This window comes from Mycoplana sp. ABR4_002 (assembly GCF_056159645.1).
Map to the genome: position 1 here is coordinate 4146795 of NZ_JBSWVO010000001.1, position 15946 is coordinate 4162740.

Here is a 15946-nt window from a genome sequence, read left to right on the forward strand (position 1 = left end):
GGATATGACCGAGATCAAGTCACACGAGTTTGACGGGTTCCTGAAAAGGGCACCGCGCTCGGGCGGCATCTTCCTGGTCTATGGTCCCGATCGTGGCCTGGTGTCGGAACGGGCGGCGGCGTTGGCGCATATGACCGGCGTGCCGCTGGACGACGCCTTTTCCACCTTCCGCATCCCGGCCGGCGAGCTCGCGGGCCAACCTGGACGCCTGCTCGACGAGGTCAACGCGATCGGGCTTTTTGGCGGTGATCGTCTGGTCTGGGTCAAGGATGCCGGCAACGAGCGTGCACTCCCGGATGCGGTGGCGGTGCTCGACAAAGATCCGCCGCAGGGCTGCTCGCTCATCATCGAGGCGGGTGACCTGAAGAAGGGCGCCGCGCTGCGCAAGGCCGTCGAGGGCGCGCGCACGGCCGTCGCCATTCCTTGCTACGCCGACGACGCCCGTGCGCTCGGTGCCCTGGTCGACAGCGAACTGGAAGCGGCGGGCTTGCGTATTGTCCCGGCTGCCCGCCAGCGCCTGCTGGAGGCCATTGGCGGTGACCGCATCGCCTCGCGCAACGAGATCCGCAAGCTCGCCCTTTATTGTCACGGCCGTGCGATGGTCGAGGAGGAGGACGTGCTCGCGGCCATCGGCGACGCCAGCGCCATCTCCGTGGACGACGCGGTCGACTCGATCCTGAAGGGCGACCAGGCCGGCTTTGTCGCTGCCATGCAGAAGATCATGGCCTCCAAGACCCCGGTCTTTCTCGTTCTGCAGGCGACCCTGCGGCAGTTCCAGTTGCTTGAGTTGATGCGGGCAGAAATAGATGAACGGCGCACCAACGCCGCGCAGGTGATGGCGACGTTCGGTCGTCACCTTCATTTCCGCCGCAAGCCCGCCGTCGAGCAGGCTTTGCGGAAATGGGATCTGCAGTCGCTGCAACGGGAGATGGCGCGGCTTCAGGCCGCCATTCTGCAAGGACGGCAGCGCGCGACGTTGGAGGGCAGCATCGCCCTGCAGACGCTGCTCGCGACCGTACTCAAGTCCGCTCGCGGCTGAGGCGGCCAAATTCGAAGCCTAGCGCCGTTCCAGCAGCCGGCAGATCTCTTCCAGTTGCTCGAGCGTCTTGTAATTGATGCGGAGATAGCCGCCGCCGGCCTTGTGGCTCACCGTCACGTCGAGGCCGAGGCTATCCGACAGGGTGCGCTCCAGCGCCAGCGTATCGGCATCCTTCTCGTCACGCTGAGCCGGCTTGCGCCCGTGTTCGGGATCGGCCTGCGCCTTGATGTCGTTCTGGGCCAGGCGTTCGGCGTCGCGCACCGACATCCCCTTGGCAACGATCGTCTTGGCAAGCGAAACGGGATCGGACGTCGGCACCAGGGCGCGCGCATGCCCGGCCGAAAGCGCGCCCGACGCCAGCATCTCACGCACCGGATCCGGCAGCTTCAGCAGCCGCAGGCTGTTGGCGACGTGGCTCCGGCTCTTGCCGATGATCTCGCCAAGATCGTTCTGGGTGTAGCCGTGCTCGGCGATCAGCTGATCGTAGCCGAGCGCCTCTTCGAGCGGATTGAGATCTGAGCGCTGAACATTCTCGACGATCGCGATCTCCAGCGCCGTACGATCGTCGACATCGCGAACGATCACCGGGATGTCGGTGAAACCGGCCAGCTGGGCGGCGCGCCAGCGGCGCTCACCAGCGATGATCTCGAAACGCTCCGGCGCGATCGTCCGCACAACAACCGGCTGGACGATGCCGTGCTGGCGGATCGAGGCGGCCAAATCCTGCAATTCCGCCTCGTCAAAATAGCGGCGCGGGTTGCGCGGGTTGCGACCGACGAACTCGATCGGCACCATGCGGTCGGGATTAACCGTCGCCGGTTGCGGCGTACCCATCGCCACCGGCTGATCCATCTCGCCGATCAGGGCCGCCAGTCCCCGACCCAGTCGCCTCTTTGAGTTGTCGTCCGTCATGAAATCCACTCTCGATTGATGCTAGGCGGCCTTGCGCTGCCGCTCGCGCTGGATCACTTCCGAGGCAAGTTGCAGATAGGCCTGACTACCCGCGCATTTCAGGTCGTAGAGGATCGCCGGCTTGCCGTAGGACGGCGCCTCCGACACGCGCACATTGCGCGGGATCAACGTGTGATAGACCTTCTCGCCCAGATGCGTTCGCACGTCGTTGACGACCTGCAGGGCCAGGTTGTTGCGCGAATCGTACATCGTCAGAACGATGCCCTGGATGTCCAGCGACGGGTTCACCGTGCGGCGGATCTGGTCGACCGTTTCCAGCAACTGGCTCAGACCCTCCAGGGCGAAAAACTCGCATTGCAGCGGCACCAGAACGGAGTGGGCCGCGGTCATCGCATTCATCGTCAGAAGATTGAACGACGGCGGGCAGTCCACGAGGATGTAGGAATACTCCGCCGCATCATCGCCGAACAAGGCGCGGCGCAGGCGGAACACGCGATCGCTCTCGCCAGCAATCTCCATCTCGATCCCGAGCAGATCCATGGTCGACGGCAGAATGGAGAGGTTCGGCACGGCCGTCTGCTGGGCGATCTCGGCGATGCCGTGGGTTCCGACCAACAGGTCATAGGAGGAAAGCTTGCGGTCGCGCCGGTCGATCCCGAGTCCGGTGCTGGCGTTGCCCTGCGGATCGAGGTCGACGATCAGCACCCGCTCTCCGATCGCCGCCAGCGCTGTTGCCAGGTTGATGGCCGTCGTCGTCTTGCCGACGCCGCCCTTTTGGTTCGCTATGGTAATGATCCGGTTCGACAAGCTTGCCATGTGCTCCGCCGTCACTGAATGAGCCGCGAAAGATTCGTCACCTCCAGCACGACAGAGTCGCGCTCGACAACGCTCTGGTGTTTTACCAGATCCAGAGTCCAACGGCCAAATGCTTTGTCCACTTCCACCTGATAATCCCGGCCTTTGTGAAAGAAGGCGCGGCAGTCGGGATTGCTTCTCATCCACGGTTCGCTGAATTCGAGCAGTTGCGGCAGGTCGGCCAGGGCGCGGGCCGAGATCGCGTCGCAGGCCGGCACGGTCATCGCCGCCGTCTCGATCCGGATCGGATGGACACTGGCGCGGGCACCGGTTTCGGCAATCGCCGTCCGCAGGAATGCGGCCTTCTTGTTGTTGCTCTCGATCAGGTGCACCCAGCCACCGGGCGTCTCGTGCAGCAGGATCGCGGTGATCACGCCGGGAAAGCCGCCGCCGCTGCCAAGGTCCACCCAACGGACGGGAAGGGGGTGCAACTGGAAAATCTGGGCGCTGTCGCGAATATGGCGGTCTCCGAAATCGCTCAGCGTCGACGGCGCCACTAGGTTGATCGCCCGTGCCCACTTGTCGAACAGCACCACGAAGGCGCGCAGGCGGTCCTTCGTTTCACGTGAAACAGCAAGGTAGTCGAACGAGAGGCTCGAGACACTCATCCGGCCACGCTCCCGGCAGCAATTCTGTCTGCTGCCGGTTCGCTCCGTCGCAGCGCCGTCAGCAGCAACGAGATCGCTGCCGGCGTCATGCCGTCGATGCGGGCGGCCTGCGCCACATTGACCGGCCGGTCGCGCGTCAACTTCTGCCGCAGCTCGATCGACAGACCCGGCAGGCCGGCAAAGTCGAAATCGGCCGGGATGCTTCGCTCCTCCTCGCGGCGCACGTCGGCGATGTCGGCCGCCTGCCGCTCCATATAGACCGCGTAACTTGCCTCGATCTCCAGCGCCTGACGCGTTCGCGCCGACGCCGCGCCCAGTTCCGGCCAGATCCGCGTGAGCGAATCCACCGTGTGCTCGGCATAGGACAACAGCTCATAGGCGCTGCGGCGTTGCCCGTCCTGGTTCAGCTTAAGCCCGTACTGCGTCGCCTGCCCCGGGGTGATGGACAGCACCCGGGCGAGGTCGCGGTAGCGCTCAAGTTCCGACTGCCAGCGCTCGAACCGCTCCCGGCGATCCCGGCCGGCGATCCCGAGGTCGATCGCCATCGGCGTCAGCCGCAGGTCGGCATTGTCCGCCCGCAGCGACAGGCGATATTCCGCCCGCGAGGTGAACATTCGATAGGGCTCGCTGACGCCGCGGCTGGTCAGGTCATCGATCATCACGCCGATATAGCTCTGGGTGCGGCTGAAATGGCAGGGGGCTTCTCCACCGGCCAGCCGCGCCGCGTTCAGGCCAGCGACCAGCCCCTGCGCCGCCGCCTCCTCGTAGCCGGTCGTGCCGTTGATCTGGCCGGCCAGGAACAGGCCCGGCATCTTGCGGACCTCCAGCGCCGGGGAAAGCTCGCGCGGATCAACATGATCATATTCGATGGCGTAGCCCGGCTGCAGGATTTCCACCCGCTCGAGTCCCGGGATCGTACGAATGAACGCCGCCTGCACCGCAGCCGGCAGCGACGTCGAGATGCCGTTGGGATAGACGGTGTCGTCGTCGAGCCCCTCCGGCTCGAGAAAGATCTGGTGGCCGTCGCGCTCGCCGAAGCGGACGATCTTGTCCTCGATCGACGGGCAATAGCGCGGGCCGACCCCCTGGATCTGCCCGGAATACATCGCCGAATGGCCGATGTTCTCCTCGATGATCCGATGGGTCGCAGCGGTGGTCCGGGTGACGCCGCAGGCGATCTGTAAATTGGTGATGCGGTCGGTCATGAACGAGAACGGCACCGGATCCTCATCCGCAGCCTGGCTGCCGATCCGATCCCAAGCGATCGTCCTGCCCGCGAGGCGTGCCGGCGTGCCGGTCTTGAGCCGACCGAGTCGCAGGCCAAGCCGGGCGAGCGTGTCAGAGAGCCCGAGCGACGGCTTTTCGCCGACCCGCCCCGCCGGCGTCGTCTCAGCGCCGATATGGATCAGCCCACGCAGGAAGGTGCCGGTGGTCAGCACGACGGCGCGGCACGGGAGACGGCGGCCATCGCCGGTCAGCACCGCCTGGATCGCGCCGCCGTCACTTTCGAGGTCGAACGCGTCGCCCTCGATCACGTCCAGCCCGCCGGTGGCCGCGATCTCGGCCTGCATGGCCTCGCGGTAAAGACGTCGGTCGGCCTGGGTGCGAGGTCCGCGCACGGCCGGGCCCTTGCGCCGGTTGAGCAAGCGAAACTGGATGCCGGCCCGGTCGGCGACAATTCCCATCAGTCCTCCGAGCGCGTCCACCTCACGCACGAGATGGCCCTTGCCCAGCCCGCCGATCGCCGGGTTGCAGGACATGACGCCGATCGTCCGCCGTGCGTGCGTCAGCAGTGCCGTGCGCGCGCCGGCCCGTGCCGCCGCCGCCGCCGCCTCGCAGCCGGCATGGCCGCCGCCAATGACAACAACGTCGTAAGTCATGCGTCTTTCCTTTCTCGCCGTGCGTCGGCGGGAATCGTTTCACGTGAAACACTACAGGAGACTCGCCTGCGTTGCATCGGCTGTTTCACGTGAATCATTTTCCGATGCAGAATTCCGAGAAGATCACGTCGAGCAGGTCCTCGACGTCGACCCGGCCCGTTATGCGCCCGATCGCCAGGCCGGCCTGCCGCAGAGCCTCGGCCTGCAGCTCGAGTTGCTGTCGCTCCAATGCAAGCGCGGCCTCGATCGCGCGCAACGCCTGCCGCAGAGCATCATTGTGTCGCGCCCGAGACGGGATCGCCAACGCCGAACTGCCGGAAAGTTGCGGCAGGTGCCGACCGATGCAGTCGAGCAGCGTGCCGATACCCGCGCCGGTGCGGGTCGAGATGGCAATCTCGCCCGCGTCCGATTTCGTCCGGGAGCGCACGTCGCTCTTGCTGGCCAGATAGAGCGTTGGCTTGCCGTAGTCGGAAGAGACGTCGCCGGCCGATTCGTGCTCATCCAGCAGCCGCAACACCAGGTCGGCCTCGGCCACCGCAGATTTCGCCCTCCGGATCCCCTCCTGCTCGACGATCTCGGTGGTGTCGCGAATCCCGGCGGTATCGATCAGCCGCACGGCAAAGCCGGAAAGGTCCAGGTCGACCGCGACGATGTCGCGCGTGGTGCCGGGAACATCGGTGACGATCGCCACGTCTCTACGGGCCAAATAGTTGATCAGGCTGGATTTTCCGACGTTGGGCGGACCGGTGATGACGACCGTCAGCCCGTCCCGGATGATCTCGCCGGCACGGGCCGCCTGCAGATGCTCGCGCAGTTCCTCCACCATCGCGGCCAGATCGCTCCGCACCGTCTGACCGACAGCGCCGGGAACGTCCTCTTCGTCGGCAAAGTCGAGTTCGGCCTCGATCATCGCGCGGGCGTGGGTCAGGCGCCGGGTCCAGTCGTCATAGAGCCGCGAGACACCGCCCTTGGCGTGCTCCAGCGCCAGCCGGCGCTGCATCTCCGTCTGGGCCGCGACGATGTCGGCCAGCCCCTCGATCTCGACGAGGTCGAGGCGGCCGTTGTGAAAGGCCCGGCGACTGAACTCGCCGGCCTCCGCCGGACGCAGGCCCGAAATCTCCGACAACGCGTCGAGAACCGCCCGCACCGTGGCTCGCCCTCCATGGATGTGCAGTTCGGCGCAATCGTCGCCGGTAAAGGAAGCCGGTCCAGGAAAGAACAGCACCAAGCCCTGATCGAGTAGATCGCCGTTTCGGTTACGGATCGACCGCAGCACTGCGCGACGTGGCTCCGGCGCCTGACCACTCAGAATGTTGAGCGCGCCGACGCACGCCGACCCGCTGATGCGAATGATCGCCACGCCGGAGGGAAGCGCGCCACTTGAAAGCGCGAATATGGTGTCGTTGCCAGCCAGTGTCATCGGAAGTGCCGGAAGAGTTTGCTTTGCGCACCGCGGCCGCCAGATGCCGCACCTGGCGCCGTCTTCGAGCGGCTTCGATACAACAGACGGCGGCAAAGGTCCAGCCTGCCGGTGCCGGGCTCGGTTCGCCCGTTTTGGAAGTAGCGACGGCGGGCCGTCAATGGACGACCCGCCGCTACAAGGAATCCGGCTATGAATCCGGCTTATGTATTCATGGAATCGAAGAAATCGCCGTTGTTCTTCGTCTGCTTCAGCTTGTCGATCAGGAACTCGATCGCGTCGGTGGTGCCCATCGGCGCAAGGATACGCCGCAGCACGAAGATCTTCTGCAGGTCCTGGCGCGGCACCAGCAGGTCCTCCTTGCGGGTCCCGGACTTAAGGATATCCATCGCCGGGAAGATGCGCTTGTCGGCGACCTTGCGGTCCAGCACGATCTCCGAGTTGCCGGTTCCCTTGAACTCCTCGAAGATGACCTCGTCCATGCGGCTGCCGGTGTCGATCAGTGCGGTGGCGATGATCGTCAGCGAGCCGCCTTCCTCGATATTGCGCGCCGCGCCGAAGAAGCGCTTCGGCCGCTGCAGCGCATTGGCGTCGACGCCGCCGGTCAGGACCTTGCCCGAGGACGGAACGACGGTGTTGTAGGCGCGTCCGAGACGGGTGATGGAGTCGAGCAGGATGACGACGTCGCGACCATGCTCGACGAGGCGCTTGGCTTTCTCGATCACCATCTCCGCCACCTGTACGTGCCGGGTCGCCGGCTCGTCGAAGGTGGAGGAAACCACTTCGCCCTTCACCGAACGCTGCATGTCGGTGACTTCCTCGGGGCGCTCGTCGATCAGCAGGACGATCAGGTAGCATTCCGGATGGTTGGCGGTGATCGAATGGGCAATGTTCTGCAGCAGGACGGTCTTGCCGGTTCGCGGTGGCGCCACGATCAGGCCACGCTGACCCTTGCCGAGCGGGGCCACCAGGTCGATGACGCGCGGGGACAGATCCTTCGACGTCGGGACCTCGAGCTCCATCTTGAACCGCTCGTTCGGATAGAGCGGTGTCAGGTTATCGAAGTGGACCTTGTGGCGGATCTTCTCCGGGTCGTCGAAATTGATGGTGTTGACCTTGAGCAGCGCGAAGTAGCGCTCGCCTTCCTTCGGCCCGCGGATCGGCCCCTCGACGGTGTCGCCGGTCTTCAGCGAGAAGCGCCGGATCTGCGAGGGAGAAATGTAGATGTCGTCCGGTCCCGGCAGATAGTTGGCGTTTGCCGAGCGCAGGAAGCCGAAGCCATCCTGCAGCACCTCGACGACGCCCTCGCCGATGATTTCCGTGTCCTGCGTGGCCAGCATCTTCAGGATCGCAAACATCAGTTCCTGCTTGCGCATCGTGCTGGCATTCTCGACTTCCAGCGATTCGGCAAAGGCGAGCAGATCGGTTGGCGTCTTGTTCTTGAGTTCTTGTAGCTTCATTTCAGCCATGAAGGGGGACCATGCATGATTTCTGGATGGAAAACTGGCGTGCGGTTCAAGACAGGACTGCGGGGGGAGTGCAGTTCACGAAGCGGAGACGCATGCCACGAAGATGAGATGGACGGAAAATAGCGATTCACGGCAGGCCCCGCAAGGGCCTTGCGAAATTTCCGTACACGGACGGCGAGGGGCGTCAAGTGCCGTCAGAACGGCTTGACCACGACCAGGACGACGATCGCCACCATCAACACGGCCGGTACCTCGTTGAGAAGGCGCCAATGGCGCGCCGAGATGCGGTTGTCGTCCCGGGCGAACGCCTCGACCGCTCGCCCATAGAAGACATGCGTGGCCGTCAGCACCACGACCAAGACGAGCTTGCCATGCAGCCATCCACCCCGGAATCCGTAGGCCTGCCAGGCAAGATAAAGCCCTAGCGCCCAGCTCAGCATCATCGCCGGGTTCATGATTAGGCGATAGAGCCGCCGCTCCATCGTCTTGAAGGTCTCCGACTGCGCCGATCCGGTGGCGGCGTCGGTGTGATAGATGAACAGGCGCGGCAGGTAGAGCAACCCCGCCATCCACGAGATCACCGCGATGATGTGCAGCGCCTTGATCCAAAGATAGAGTTCGGCCGGCGCATAGGCGAGAAAAACGGCGAGGACCCCGGAAAACAGCATCAGCGCGGCAGCCGCGCGCCTTGCCGCGCGCCGCCCGGCCGCCCGCCCGGCCTGCCGCTCGTTCACGATGCGTGACCCCGGACACGGGTCACCAATTCGGCGACATGGTCCGGATCCGCCTGCGGCGTGATCCCGTGGCCGAGATTGAAGATCAATGGGCCATGGCCGAGCGCCTGCAGGATCGCGTCCACGCCGTCGCGCAGCGCCGCGCCACCGGCGACGACGCGTTGCGGGTCGAGGTTGCCCTGGATCGGGCCGTCCTTCTGCAGTTCCGCCGCCAGCGACAGCGGCACGGTCCAGTCGAGACCGATCGCGTCGGCCAGGGTCTTCTGGCGATAGTCCTTCAGGAAATACCCGGCACCTTTGGCAAACGCGATGATCTTCGCCCGCGGTCGCTGGGCCCGGACGAGGTCAACGATGCGTCGAACCGGCTTGACGGCATAGTCGAGAAACTCGGTTTCGCCGAGCACCCCGGCCCAGGAATCGAAGATCTGCACCGCGTCAGCACCCGCATCGAGCTGCGCCACAAGGTAGTCGGCCGACTTTTCCGCGAGTATGTCGAGCAGGACGGCGAAGGCTTTCGGTTCCTTGTAGGCAAAGAGCCGGGTCGGCGCCTGGTCCGGCGTGCCGTGGCCGGCGATCATGTAGGTGGCAACGGTCCAGGGCGCGCCGCAGAAGCCGAGCAGTGCCGTGTCCGACGGCAGCGCCTTCCGCAATCGCCGGACGGTTTCGATGACCGGTCGGAGGTGATCGAGCACCGGCAACTTCGCGAGACCGGCAATTTCCTCCAGCGCCAGCGGCGCGAGTCGGGGCCCGTGGCCTTCGTCGAAGCGAACCTGCCGGTTCAGCGCATCGGGGATCACGAGAATGTCGGAAAAGAGGATCGCCGCGTCGAAGCCGTAACGCCGGATCGGCTGCAGCGTCACCTCCACGGCAAGCTCGGGGGAATAGCAGAGGTCGAGAAAGCTACCGGCCCTGGACCGGGTTTCCCGGTACTCCGGCAGATAGCGCCCGGCCTGCCGCATGAGCCAGATCGGGGGAGGGGAGACGGTCTTGCCTTCCAGGACTTCGACGATCTTTCGCGTTTCGATGGCCACCTTGGCGGTGCTCCCTCTAACAAAGAAAATCTATATTGAAGAGGTTTCTATTTCTTAGAGTCGGTGACTATCAAGGATTAAATTCCGTCCACACGATGCGGGCTACCTTTCACAGAGGCAGCGACGGAGCAAAACTTGGACCGCCAAAATTACAGCAGTGGGGATAAGTAAAATATCGATGGAGAATCATTCAGTTACTGATGCCGATGCCCTGTCGTGCCTGTGGACAGCAGTCGAATTTGCGTGACACAATGTCGCTGGCCTCCGGTTTTCCACAATCGATCCGAACGCTCGTCCAGCGAAATCCGATTTGTGGACAAGTCGGCAGTTTTCCCAAAGGGTCTGCCACGGGGGGAGAAACGCGCCCGTGCTGTCCCGGGTTGTCAACAGTGCGCGGAGGATAGTGTGGAGAACCCGAAAAACTACTTCCACCTGCATCTGATATCGGACTCGACCGGAGAGACGCTGATCGCCGCCGGCCGCGCCGCCGCCGCGCAGTTTCAGGCTTCGCACGCGCTGGAGCACGTCTATCCGCTCATCCGCAATCGCAAGCAGCTCGCCCCCGTGCTGGATGCCATCGACGGGGCGCCGGGGATCGTGCTCTATACGATCGTTGACCGTGAACTATCGGCGATCATCGATCGGCGCTGCCGCGAGATGGGTCTTCCCTGCGTGTCGGTGCTGGAGCCGATCCTCGACGTGTTTCAGTCCTATCTCGGCGCGGCGTCGCGGCGTCGCGTCGGTGCCCAGCACGTGATGGACGCCGAGTATTTTGCCCGCATCGACGCGCTCAACTTCACCATGGAGCATGACGACGGGCAACTGCCAACGGACCTCGAGGAAGCGGATGTCATTCTGGTCGGCATCAGCCGCACCTCCAAGACCCCGACCAGCATCTATCTCGCCAATCGCGGCATCAAGACCGCCAACATTCCGATCGTGCTCGGCGTGCCGATGCCCGAGCGCCTCTCGCAGGCGACGCGTCCGCTGGTCGTGGGCCTGATCGCCACCACCGACCGGATTGCGCAAATCCGCCAGAACCGCGTGCTCGGTTTGGCCCGAGACTTCAAGGGCGAGGACTATACCGACCGGGCCCAGATTGCCGAAGAGCTGAAATATGCGCGAACCATCTGCGCCCGCCACAACTGGCCGGTGATCGACGTCACGCGGCGTTCGATCGAGGAGACGGCGGCGGCAATTGTTGCCCTGCGGCCAAAGCTTCGCTAAGCCGGGCCAACGGATTTTCGCGAGCGCCCCATGACTTTGTCCCTGCCCCTGATCCTTGCCTCCCAAAGCCCGTTCCGGCGCATGCTGATGGAAAATGCCGGCTTGTCCTTCCAGGCGGTTGCCGCTGCAATCGACGAGCGCGCCATCGAGGCGGAACTGGAGCGGCAGGCGCCGTCGCCGGCGGAGGTGGCGCTGCATCTGGCCGAGGCCAAGGCGCGTGACGTGGCGAGCCGTTACCCCGGTCATCTCGTCATCGGCTCCGATCAGACGCTCTCGCTCGAAGAGCGGGTGTTTCACAAGCCGCGTGACCTTGGCGACGCGAGGCAGCACCTGCGCGCCCTTTCCGGACGGACGCACGCGCTCAACAGCGCGATTGCCATCTGTCACTACGGCGTTACCCGGTGGCGCCACGTCTCGACGGCGCGGTTGACGATGCGGCCGCTGTCCGATGCCTTCATCGATCGCCACCTCGCTCGCGTCGGCGAACGGGCACTCGGCAGCGTCGGCGCCTACCAGCTCGAGGGCGAAGGCATCCAACTGTTCGACAAGATCGAGGGCGACTATTTCACCATCATCGGCTTGCCGCTGCTGCCGTTGCTGGCCCAGCTGAGAGCGATGGAGGCGATCGATGCGTGATTCACGTGAAACATTTGTTAACCATGCCTTCGTGGTCGGGCACCCGATCAGGCACTCGCGCTCGCCGCTGATTCACGGCTACTGGCTCGAGCGCCTCGGCATTTCGGGCAGCTACACCCGTCAGGATGTGGCCCCGGAGGCCTTTCCCGCCTTCATCGCGGGTTTGAAGGAAAAGGATGCCCGTTTCGTCGGCGGCAACGTCACCATTCCTCACAAGGAGGCGGCCTTTGCTCTGGCCGATCGCCCGGATGTTCTCAGCGAGGAACTCGGGGCAGCCAACACGATCTGGGTCGAGGACGGCAAGGTACATGCGACGAACACCGACGGTCGTGGGTTTCTCGCCAATCTCGATGAACAGGCACCTGGCTGGGATCGCATCGACAGCGCCGTCGTGCTCGGCGCCGGCGGTGCCAGTCGTTCGGTCGTGCAGGCGCTGCGGGATCGCGGCGTCGGGGAGATCCATGTGGTGAACCGGACGCTGGCCCGGGCGCAGGAATTGGCCGATCGGTTCGGGCCGAAGCTCCATGCCCATCCGCTTGCGGCGCTTGTGGAGGTGACCAAGGGTGCAGGCCTTTTCGTCAATACGACCTCGCTCGGCATGGACGGCGAACCGGCCCCGGAGATCGATTTCGGCGGGCTTGCCGGCGGCGCGCTCGTGACCGACATCGTCTATGTGCCGCTGACGACGCCGTTCCTGCGCCAGGCCGGGCGGCAGGGCGTCCGGACAGTGGACGGGCTCGGCATGCTGCTGCACCAGGCCGTGCCTGGCTTTGAGCATTGGTTCGGCCGGCGGCCGGTCGTAGATGCCGAGTTGCGCCAGCGCGTCATCGATGACATGGAGCAGCATGGATGATCGTTGTCGGTCTCACTGGCTCGATCGGCACCGGCAAGTCGACCACCGCCGGCATGTTTCGCGACCTCGGGATCCCGGTGCACGACGCCGATGCCACCGTGCACGAACTCTACCGGCACGAGGCCGTCGGTCCGGTCGGAAAGGCGTTTCCGGGCGCGGTCGTTTCCGGCGTGATCGACCGCAAGGCGCTGGCGGCCGAGCTGGCGCTGCACCCCGAGGGTTTCAAGCGGCTCGAATCCATCATTCATCCTCTGGTCCGGGGCAAGGAAGCCGAATTCCTCGATGCCCAGCGCGCGGCCGGCGCGGCGATCGTGGTGCTGGACATCCCGCTGCTGTTCGAGACCGGAGGCGAGACCCGGGTCGACAAGACCGTCGTCGTGACCTGTACGCCGCAGACGCAGCGCCAGCGCGTGCTGGCCCGGCCCGGGATGACGGAGGAGAAGTTTGCGCTGCTCCTGTCGCGGCAAGTGCCGGACGCCGAGAAGCGGGTCCGCGCGGATTTTGTGGTCAACACCGACAACGGGCTTGAAGAGGCGCGCAAACAGGTGGAACAAGTGATCAAGAGCCTGAGAGAGGAAAGCGGCGCGGATGCGTGAAATCATCTTCGACACGGAAACGACCGGCCTCGACAACCGACTCGACCGCATCATCGAGATCGGCGGCATAGAGCTCGACAATCATTTTCCGACCGGGCGCACCTTCCACGTCTATATCAATCCGGGCGACCGCAAGGTCCATCCGGACGCGCTGGCGGTGCACGGCATTTCCGACGACTTCCTCAAGGACAAGCCGGTCTTTGCCGATGTCGTCGAGGACCTCCTGGCCTTCTTCGGCGACGCCCGCTGGGTCGCGCACAACGCCACCTTCGACATGGGCTTCATCAATGCCGAGTTCGAACGCCTCGGCCAAGCGCCGGTGCCGGCCGAGCGGGTCACGGACACGCTGGCGCTGGCGCGGCGAAAGCATCCGATGGGGCCGAATTCGCTCGATGCCCTCTGCCGCCGTTACGGCATCGACAACTCCCACCGCACCAAGCATGGCGCGTTGCTCGACTCTGAACTGCTGGCCGAGGTCTATATCGAGATGACCGGCGGGCGCCAGGCCGCGCTAGGCCTGGGCGTCGCCGAACGCCGCGATACCTTCGAGGCGGCCGATGGCGAGGAGATCGTCTTGCCGATCGCGGAACGCGCAAGCCCGCTGCCGCCGCGCATCGACGCTGCAGAGATCGCCGCGCACGCGGCGATGGTCGAGAGGATCGGCGCCAAGGCCATCTGGCTGAAATACCAGCGGCAAGACCAAGGCTAGAAATGCGAAACGCCCGGCGGCGCCGGGCGTTTTCCAGGACGTATCGATCAGGCCGATCAGTTGGTCGGGGTGGCGACCTTTGCCTTCAGCTGTTCCTCGGCCATGCGCTGCTGGAACATGTGGGCGAAATCGATCGGATCGATCATCAGCGGCGGGAAGCCGCCGTTGCGGGTGGCGTCGGCGATGATCTGGCGGGCAAAGGGGAACAGCAGGCGCGGGCACTCGATGAAGAGAACCGGCAGCATGTGCTCCTGCGGAAAGCCCGAGACACGGAAAACGCCGCCATAGGTCAGCTCCGCATTGAACAGCACCTTGGTGTCGTCCTTGGCTTCGGCGTTGAGCGACAGCACGACGTCGAACTCGCTTTCCGACAGCGGGTTAGCGTTGACGTTGACGTTGATGTTGATCGACGGGGCCTTCTCGCGTGCCTGCAGCGAGCGCGGGGCGCCCGGGTTCTCAAAGGAAAGGTCTTTTACATACTGGGCCAGGATGCTTATGGAAGGGCTGGCCGCGGTGTTGGCGGATGCGTTGTCTGTTGCCATTGGTCTTTCCTCAGGACGTATTCAGTTGGCCTGCGATCTAGCACTTCACCGGTGGGCTTACAACCCTGCCGGCCGGGCCGCCGCCGCCCGTCAGGGGCGGTCTTCGCGGCTGAAGTCGTCCTTCTCGAGGTCGATCGTACGCGGCGCGGCGGGTCTGCTGGCGGCCGGATCCACACCGGTTTCGAAGTTGACCACGACCAGGCGGCTGGCGAGGTGGCGCGCCAGTATACTACGCACGAACGGCGCCAGCAGCACGAGCGCGACAACATCGGAGACAAATCCGGGAACGATCAGGAGAAGGCCGGCCAGCAGGACCATCGCGGCGCTGAGAAAGCGTTCCGCAGGCATGTCCTGCGGAAGGCGTCTTTGCCTGAGGCGTGACACGGTCTGCATTCCCTGCCGACGCAGAATGGCAAGGCCGACGACGACGGATGCCATCACCAGCAGGAGCGTCGGCCAGACCCCGATCCAGCGCCCGACCACGATGAAGCCGGCGATCTCGAGCAGCGGAAGCGTCAGGACGAAGAGGGCGATGATCAGTCTCGTCATATCGATTGCAGACCTGTTGCGATCCGGATTTGGTGGTCCTTGTCCTGCGTTCGCGCTGGTGGGTCAAGCCGTTCCCATGGCACAATCGAGTGAACGGGCCCAACGACATTTGAAGTATGCGCTTTTGCGGACTATATGGGGAGCAAGAGAGTAGGCGATGAACGGTGGTTCCTGATCGATATGGGCTCATTCGACTTTGTGACGATTTTATTCCTCGTGGCGGCGGTGGTGATTTTTCTGCAGCTCCGCAACGTGCTTGGCCGCCGGACGGGGAACGAGAAGCCGCCCTTCGATCCGTACTCCCGGCGCGAATCGACCGAAATTCCAGGCGCCGATCGCGGCAAGGTCGTGACCTTGCCGCGGCGGGATGGGGCGGATGGCGAAGAGGGCCCCTACAGCGAGGTCGATGCCTTCGCTCCGGCCGGCGCCCTCAATGCCTCCCTTCGCCGCGTCGTCGATGTCGACCCGTCGTTCAATCCGAAGGAATTCGTCAACGGCGCCCGGCTCGCCTATGAGATGATCGTCGTGGCTTTTGCCGACGGCGACCGCAAGGCCCTGAAGAACTTGCTCTCTCGCGAGGTCTATGAGGGCTTCGACGCCGCGATCGCCGAGCGGGAGACCAAGGGTGAGGTGGTGAAGTCGAACTTCGTCGGCATCGAGAAGGCCGACATCGTCTCGGCCGAGGTCAAGAATCAAGAGATCAACATCACTGTCCGCATTATCAGCCAGCTGATTTCGGCGACCTACGACAAGGCGGGCCAGCTCATCGACGGCGATGCCGAAACGGTAGCCGAGGTCAACGACCTGTGGACCTTCGCCCGCGACGCGCGCTCCCGCGACCCCAACTGGAAGCTGATCGCCACCGAGTCGGAAGGCTGACCCGGAT

Annotated in this window: 17 protein-coding genes; 7 read left to right on the forward strand and 10 right to left on the reverse strand. The window is 64.5% G+C overall.

Annotated features, from left to right (window positions below; all coding sequences use genetic code 11):
• Positions 1-4: 4 nt before the first annotated feature.
• Positions 5-1039 carry a DNA polymerase III subunit delta gene (gene holA, locus ACXAGF_RS19705; RefSeq protein WP_475019062.1) on the forward strand — a complete coding sequence of 345 codons (1035 nt, stop codon included), beginning with the start codon at positions 5-7 and terminating at the stop codon, positions 1037-1039.
• A gap of 18 nt (positions 1040-1057) precedes the next feature.
• Here holA and ACXAGF_RS19710 read toward each other — a convergent pair whose 3' ends face one another.
• From ACXAGF_RS19710 to hemE, 8 genes are all read right to left on the reverse strand, one after another.
• Positions 1058-1951 (reverse strand): ParB/RepB/Spo0J family partition protein, encoded by an 894-nt coding sequence (locus tag ACXAGF_RS19710; protein ID WP_475019063.1) that lies wholly within the window; start codon positions 1949-1951, stop codon positions 1058-1060.
• 21 nt (positions 1952-1972) lie between these two features.
• Complete coding sequence (locus ACXAGF_RS19715) at positions 1973-2767, reverse strand: ParA family protein (protein ID WP_475019064.1); 795 nt, start codon at positions 2765-2767, stop codon at positions 1973-1975.
• An 11-nt stretch (positions 2768-2778) separates the two neighbouring features.
• Entirely contained in the window at positions 2779-3414 is a 636-nt protein-coding gene (locus tag ACXAGF_RS19720) for a 16S rRNA (guanine(527)-N(7))-methyltransferase RsmG (protein WP_475019065.1), read from the reverse strand.
• Positions 3411-5294, reverse strand: coding sequence for a tRNA uridine-5-carboxymethylaminomethyl(34) synthesis enzyme MnmG (gene mnmG, locus ACXAGF_RS19725; protein ID WP_475019066.1), 1884 nt, complete (start codon positions 5292-5294; stop codon positions 3411-3413). Before mnmG ends, ACXAGF_RS19720 begins: the two co-directional genes overlap by 4 nt.
• 94 nt (positions 5295-5388) lie before the next feature.
• On the reverse strand, positions 5389-6708 hold the full coding sequence (gene mnmE / locus ACXAGF_RS19730; RefSeq protein WP_475019354.1) for a tRNA uridine-5-carboxymethylaminomethyl(34) synthesis GTPase MnmE: 1320 nt from the start codon (positions 6706-6708) through the stop codon (positions 5389-5391).
• A gap of 209 nt (positions 6709-6917) precedes the next feature.
• Entirely contained in the window at positions 6918-8183 is a 1266-nt protein-coding gene (gene rho, locus ACXAGF_RS19735; RefSeq protein WP_310414073.1) for a transcription termination factor Rho, read from the reverse strand.
• A gap of 194 nt (positions 8184-8377) precedes the next feature.
• A complete protein-coding gene (gene hemJ / locus ACXAGF_RS19740; RefSeq protein ID WP_475019355.1) occupies positions 8378-8920 on the reverse strand; it encodes a protoporphyrinogen oxidase HemJ in 543 nt (180 codons plus the stop codon).
• Positions 8914-9948 (reverse strand): uroporphyrinogen decarboxylase, encoded by a 1035-nt coding sequence (gene hemE / locus ACXAGF_RS19745; RefSeq protein WP_475019067.1) that lies wholly within the window; start codon positions 9946-9948, stop codon positions 8914-8916. The genes hemJ and hemE overlap by 7 nt, the downstream gene beginning before the upstream one ends.
• Positions 9949-10353: 405 nt before the next feature.
• Here hemE and ACXAGF_RS19750 point away from each other — a divergent pair, with 405 nt between their 5' ends.
• The 5 genes from ACXAGF_RS19750 to dnaQ are packed head-to-tail and all read left to right on the forward strand — an operon-like array spanning position 10354 to position 13969.
• A complete protein-coding gene (locus ACXAGF_RS19750) occupies positions 10354-11175 on the forward strand; it encodes a pyruvate, water dikinase regulatory protein (RefSeq protein ID WP_475019068.1) in 822 nt (273 codons plus the stop codon).
• 36 nt (positions 11176-11211) lie between these two features.
• Entirely contained in the window at positions 11212-11811 is a 600-nt protein-coding gene (locus ACXAGF_RS19755; RefSeq protein WP_475019356.1) for a Maf-like protein, read from the forward strand.
• Complete coding sequence (locus ACXAGF_RS19760) at positions 11804-12664, forward strand: shikimate dehydrogenase (RefSeq protein WP_475019069.1); 861 nt, start codon at positions 11804-11806, stop codon at positions 12662-12664. The genes ACXAGF_RS19755 and ACXAGF_RS19760 overlap by 8 nt, the downstream gene beginning before the upstream one ends.
• Positions 12661-13260, forward strand: a complete 600-nt coding sequence (gene coaE / locus ACXAGF_RS19765) for a dephospho-CoA kinase (protein WP_475019070.1) — start codon at positions 12661-12663, stop codon at positions 13258-13260. Before ACXAGF_RS19760 ends, coaE begins: the two co-directional genes overlap by 4 nt.
• Positions 13253-13969: a DNA polymerase III subunit epsilon gene (gene dnaQ, locus ACXAGF_RS19770; protein WP_475019071.1), complete on the forward strand. Its 717-nt coding sequence runs from the start codon at positions 13253-13255 to the stop codon at positions 13967-13969. Before coaE ends, dnaQ begins: the two co-directional genes overlap by 8 nt.
• A gap of 56 nt (positions 13970-14025) precedes the next feature.
• On the opposite strand, the gene secB is transcribed toward dnaQ, so the two are convergent.
• A complete protein-coding gene (gene secB / locus ACXAGF_RS19775; RefSeq protein WP_475019072.1) occupies positions 14026-14511 on the reverse strand; it encodes a protein-export chaperone SecB in 486 nt (161 codons plus the stop codon).
• 90 nt (positions 14512-14601) lie between these two features.
• Positions 14602-15060 (reverse strand): FxsA family protein, encoded by a 459-nt coding sequence (locus ACXAGF_RS19780; RefSeq protein WP_475019073.1) that lies wholly within the window; start codon positions 15058-15060, stop codon positions 14602-14604.
• Between the two features lie 180 nt (positions 15061-15240).
• Between ACXAGF_RS19780 and ACXAGF_RS19785 the strand changes: the two genes are divergently transcribed.
• Positions 15241-15939, forward strand: coding sequence for a Tim44/TimA family putative adaptor protein (locus ACXAGF_RS19785; protein ID WP_475019357.1), 699 nt, complete (start codon positions 15241-15243; stop codon positions 15937-15939).
• The last annotated feature ends 7 nt before the right edge of the window (positions 15940-15946 follow it).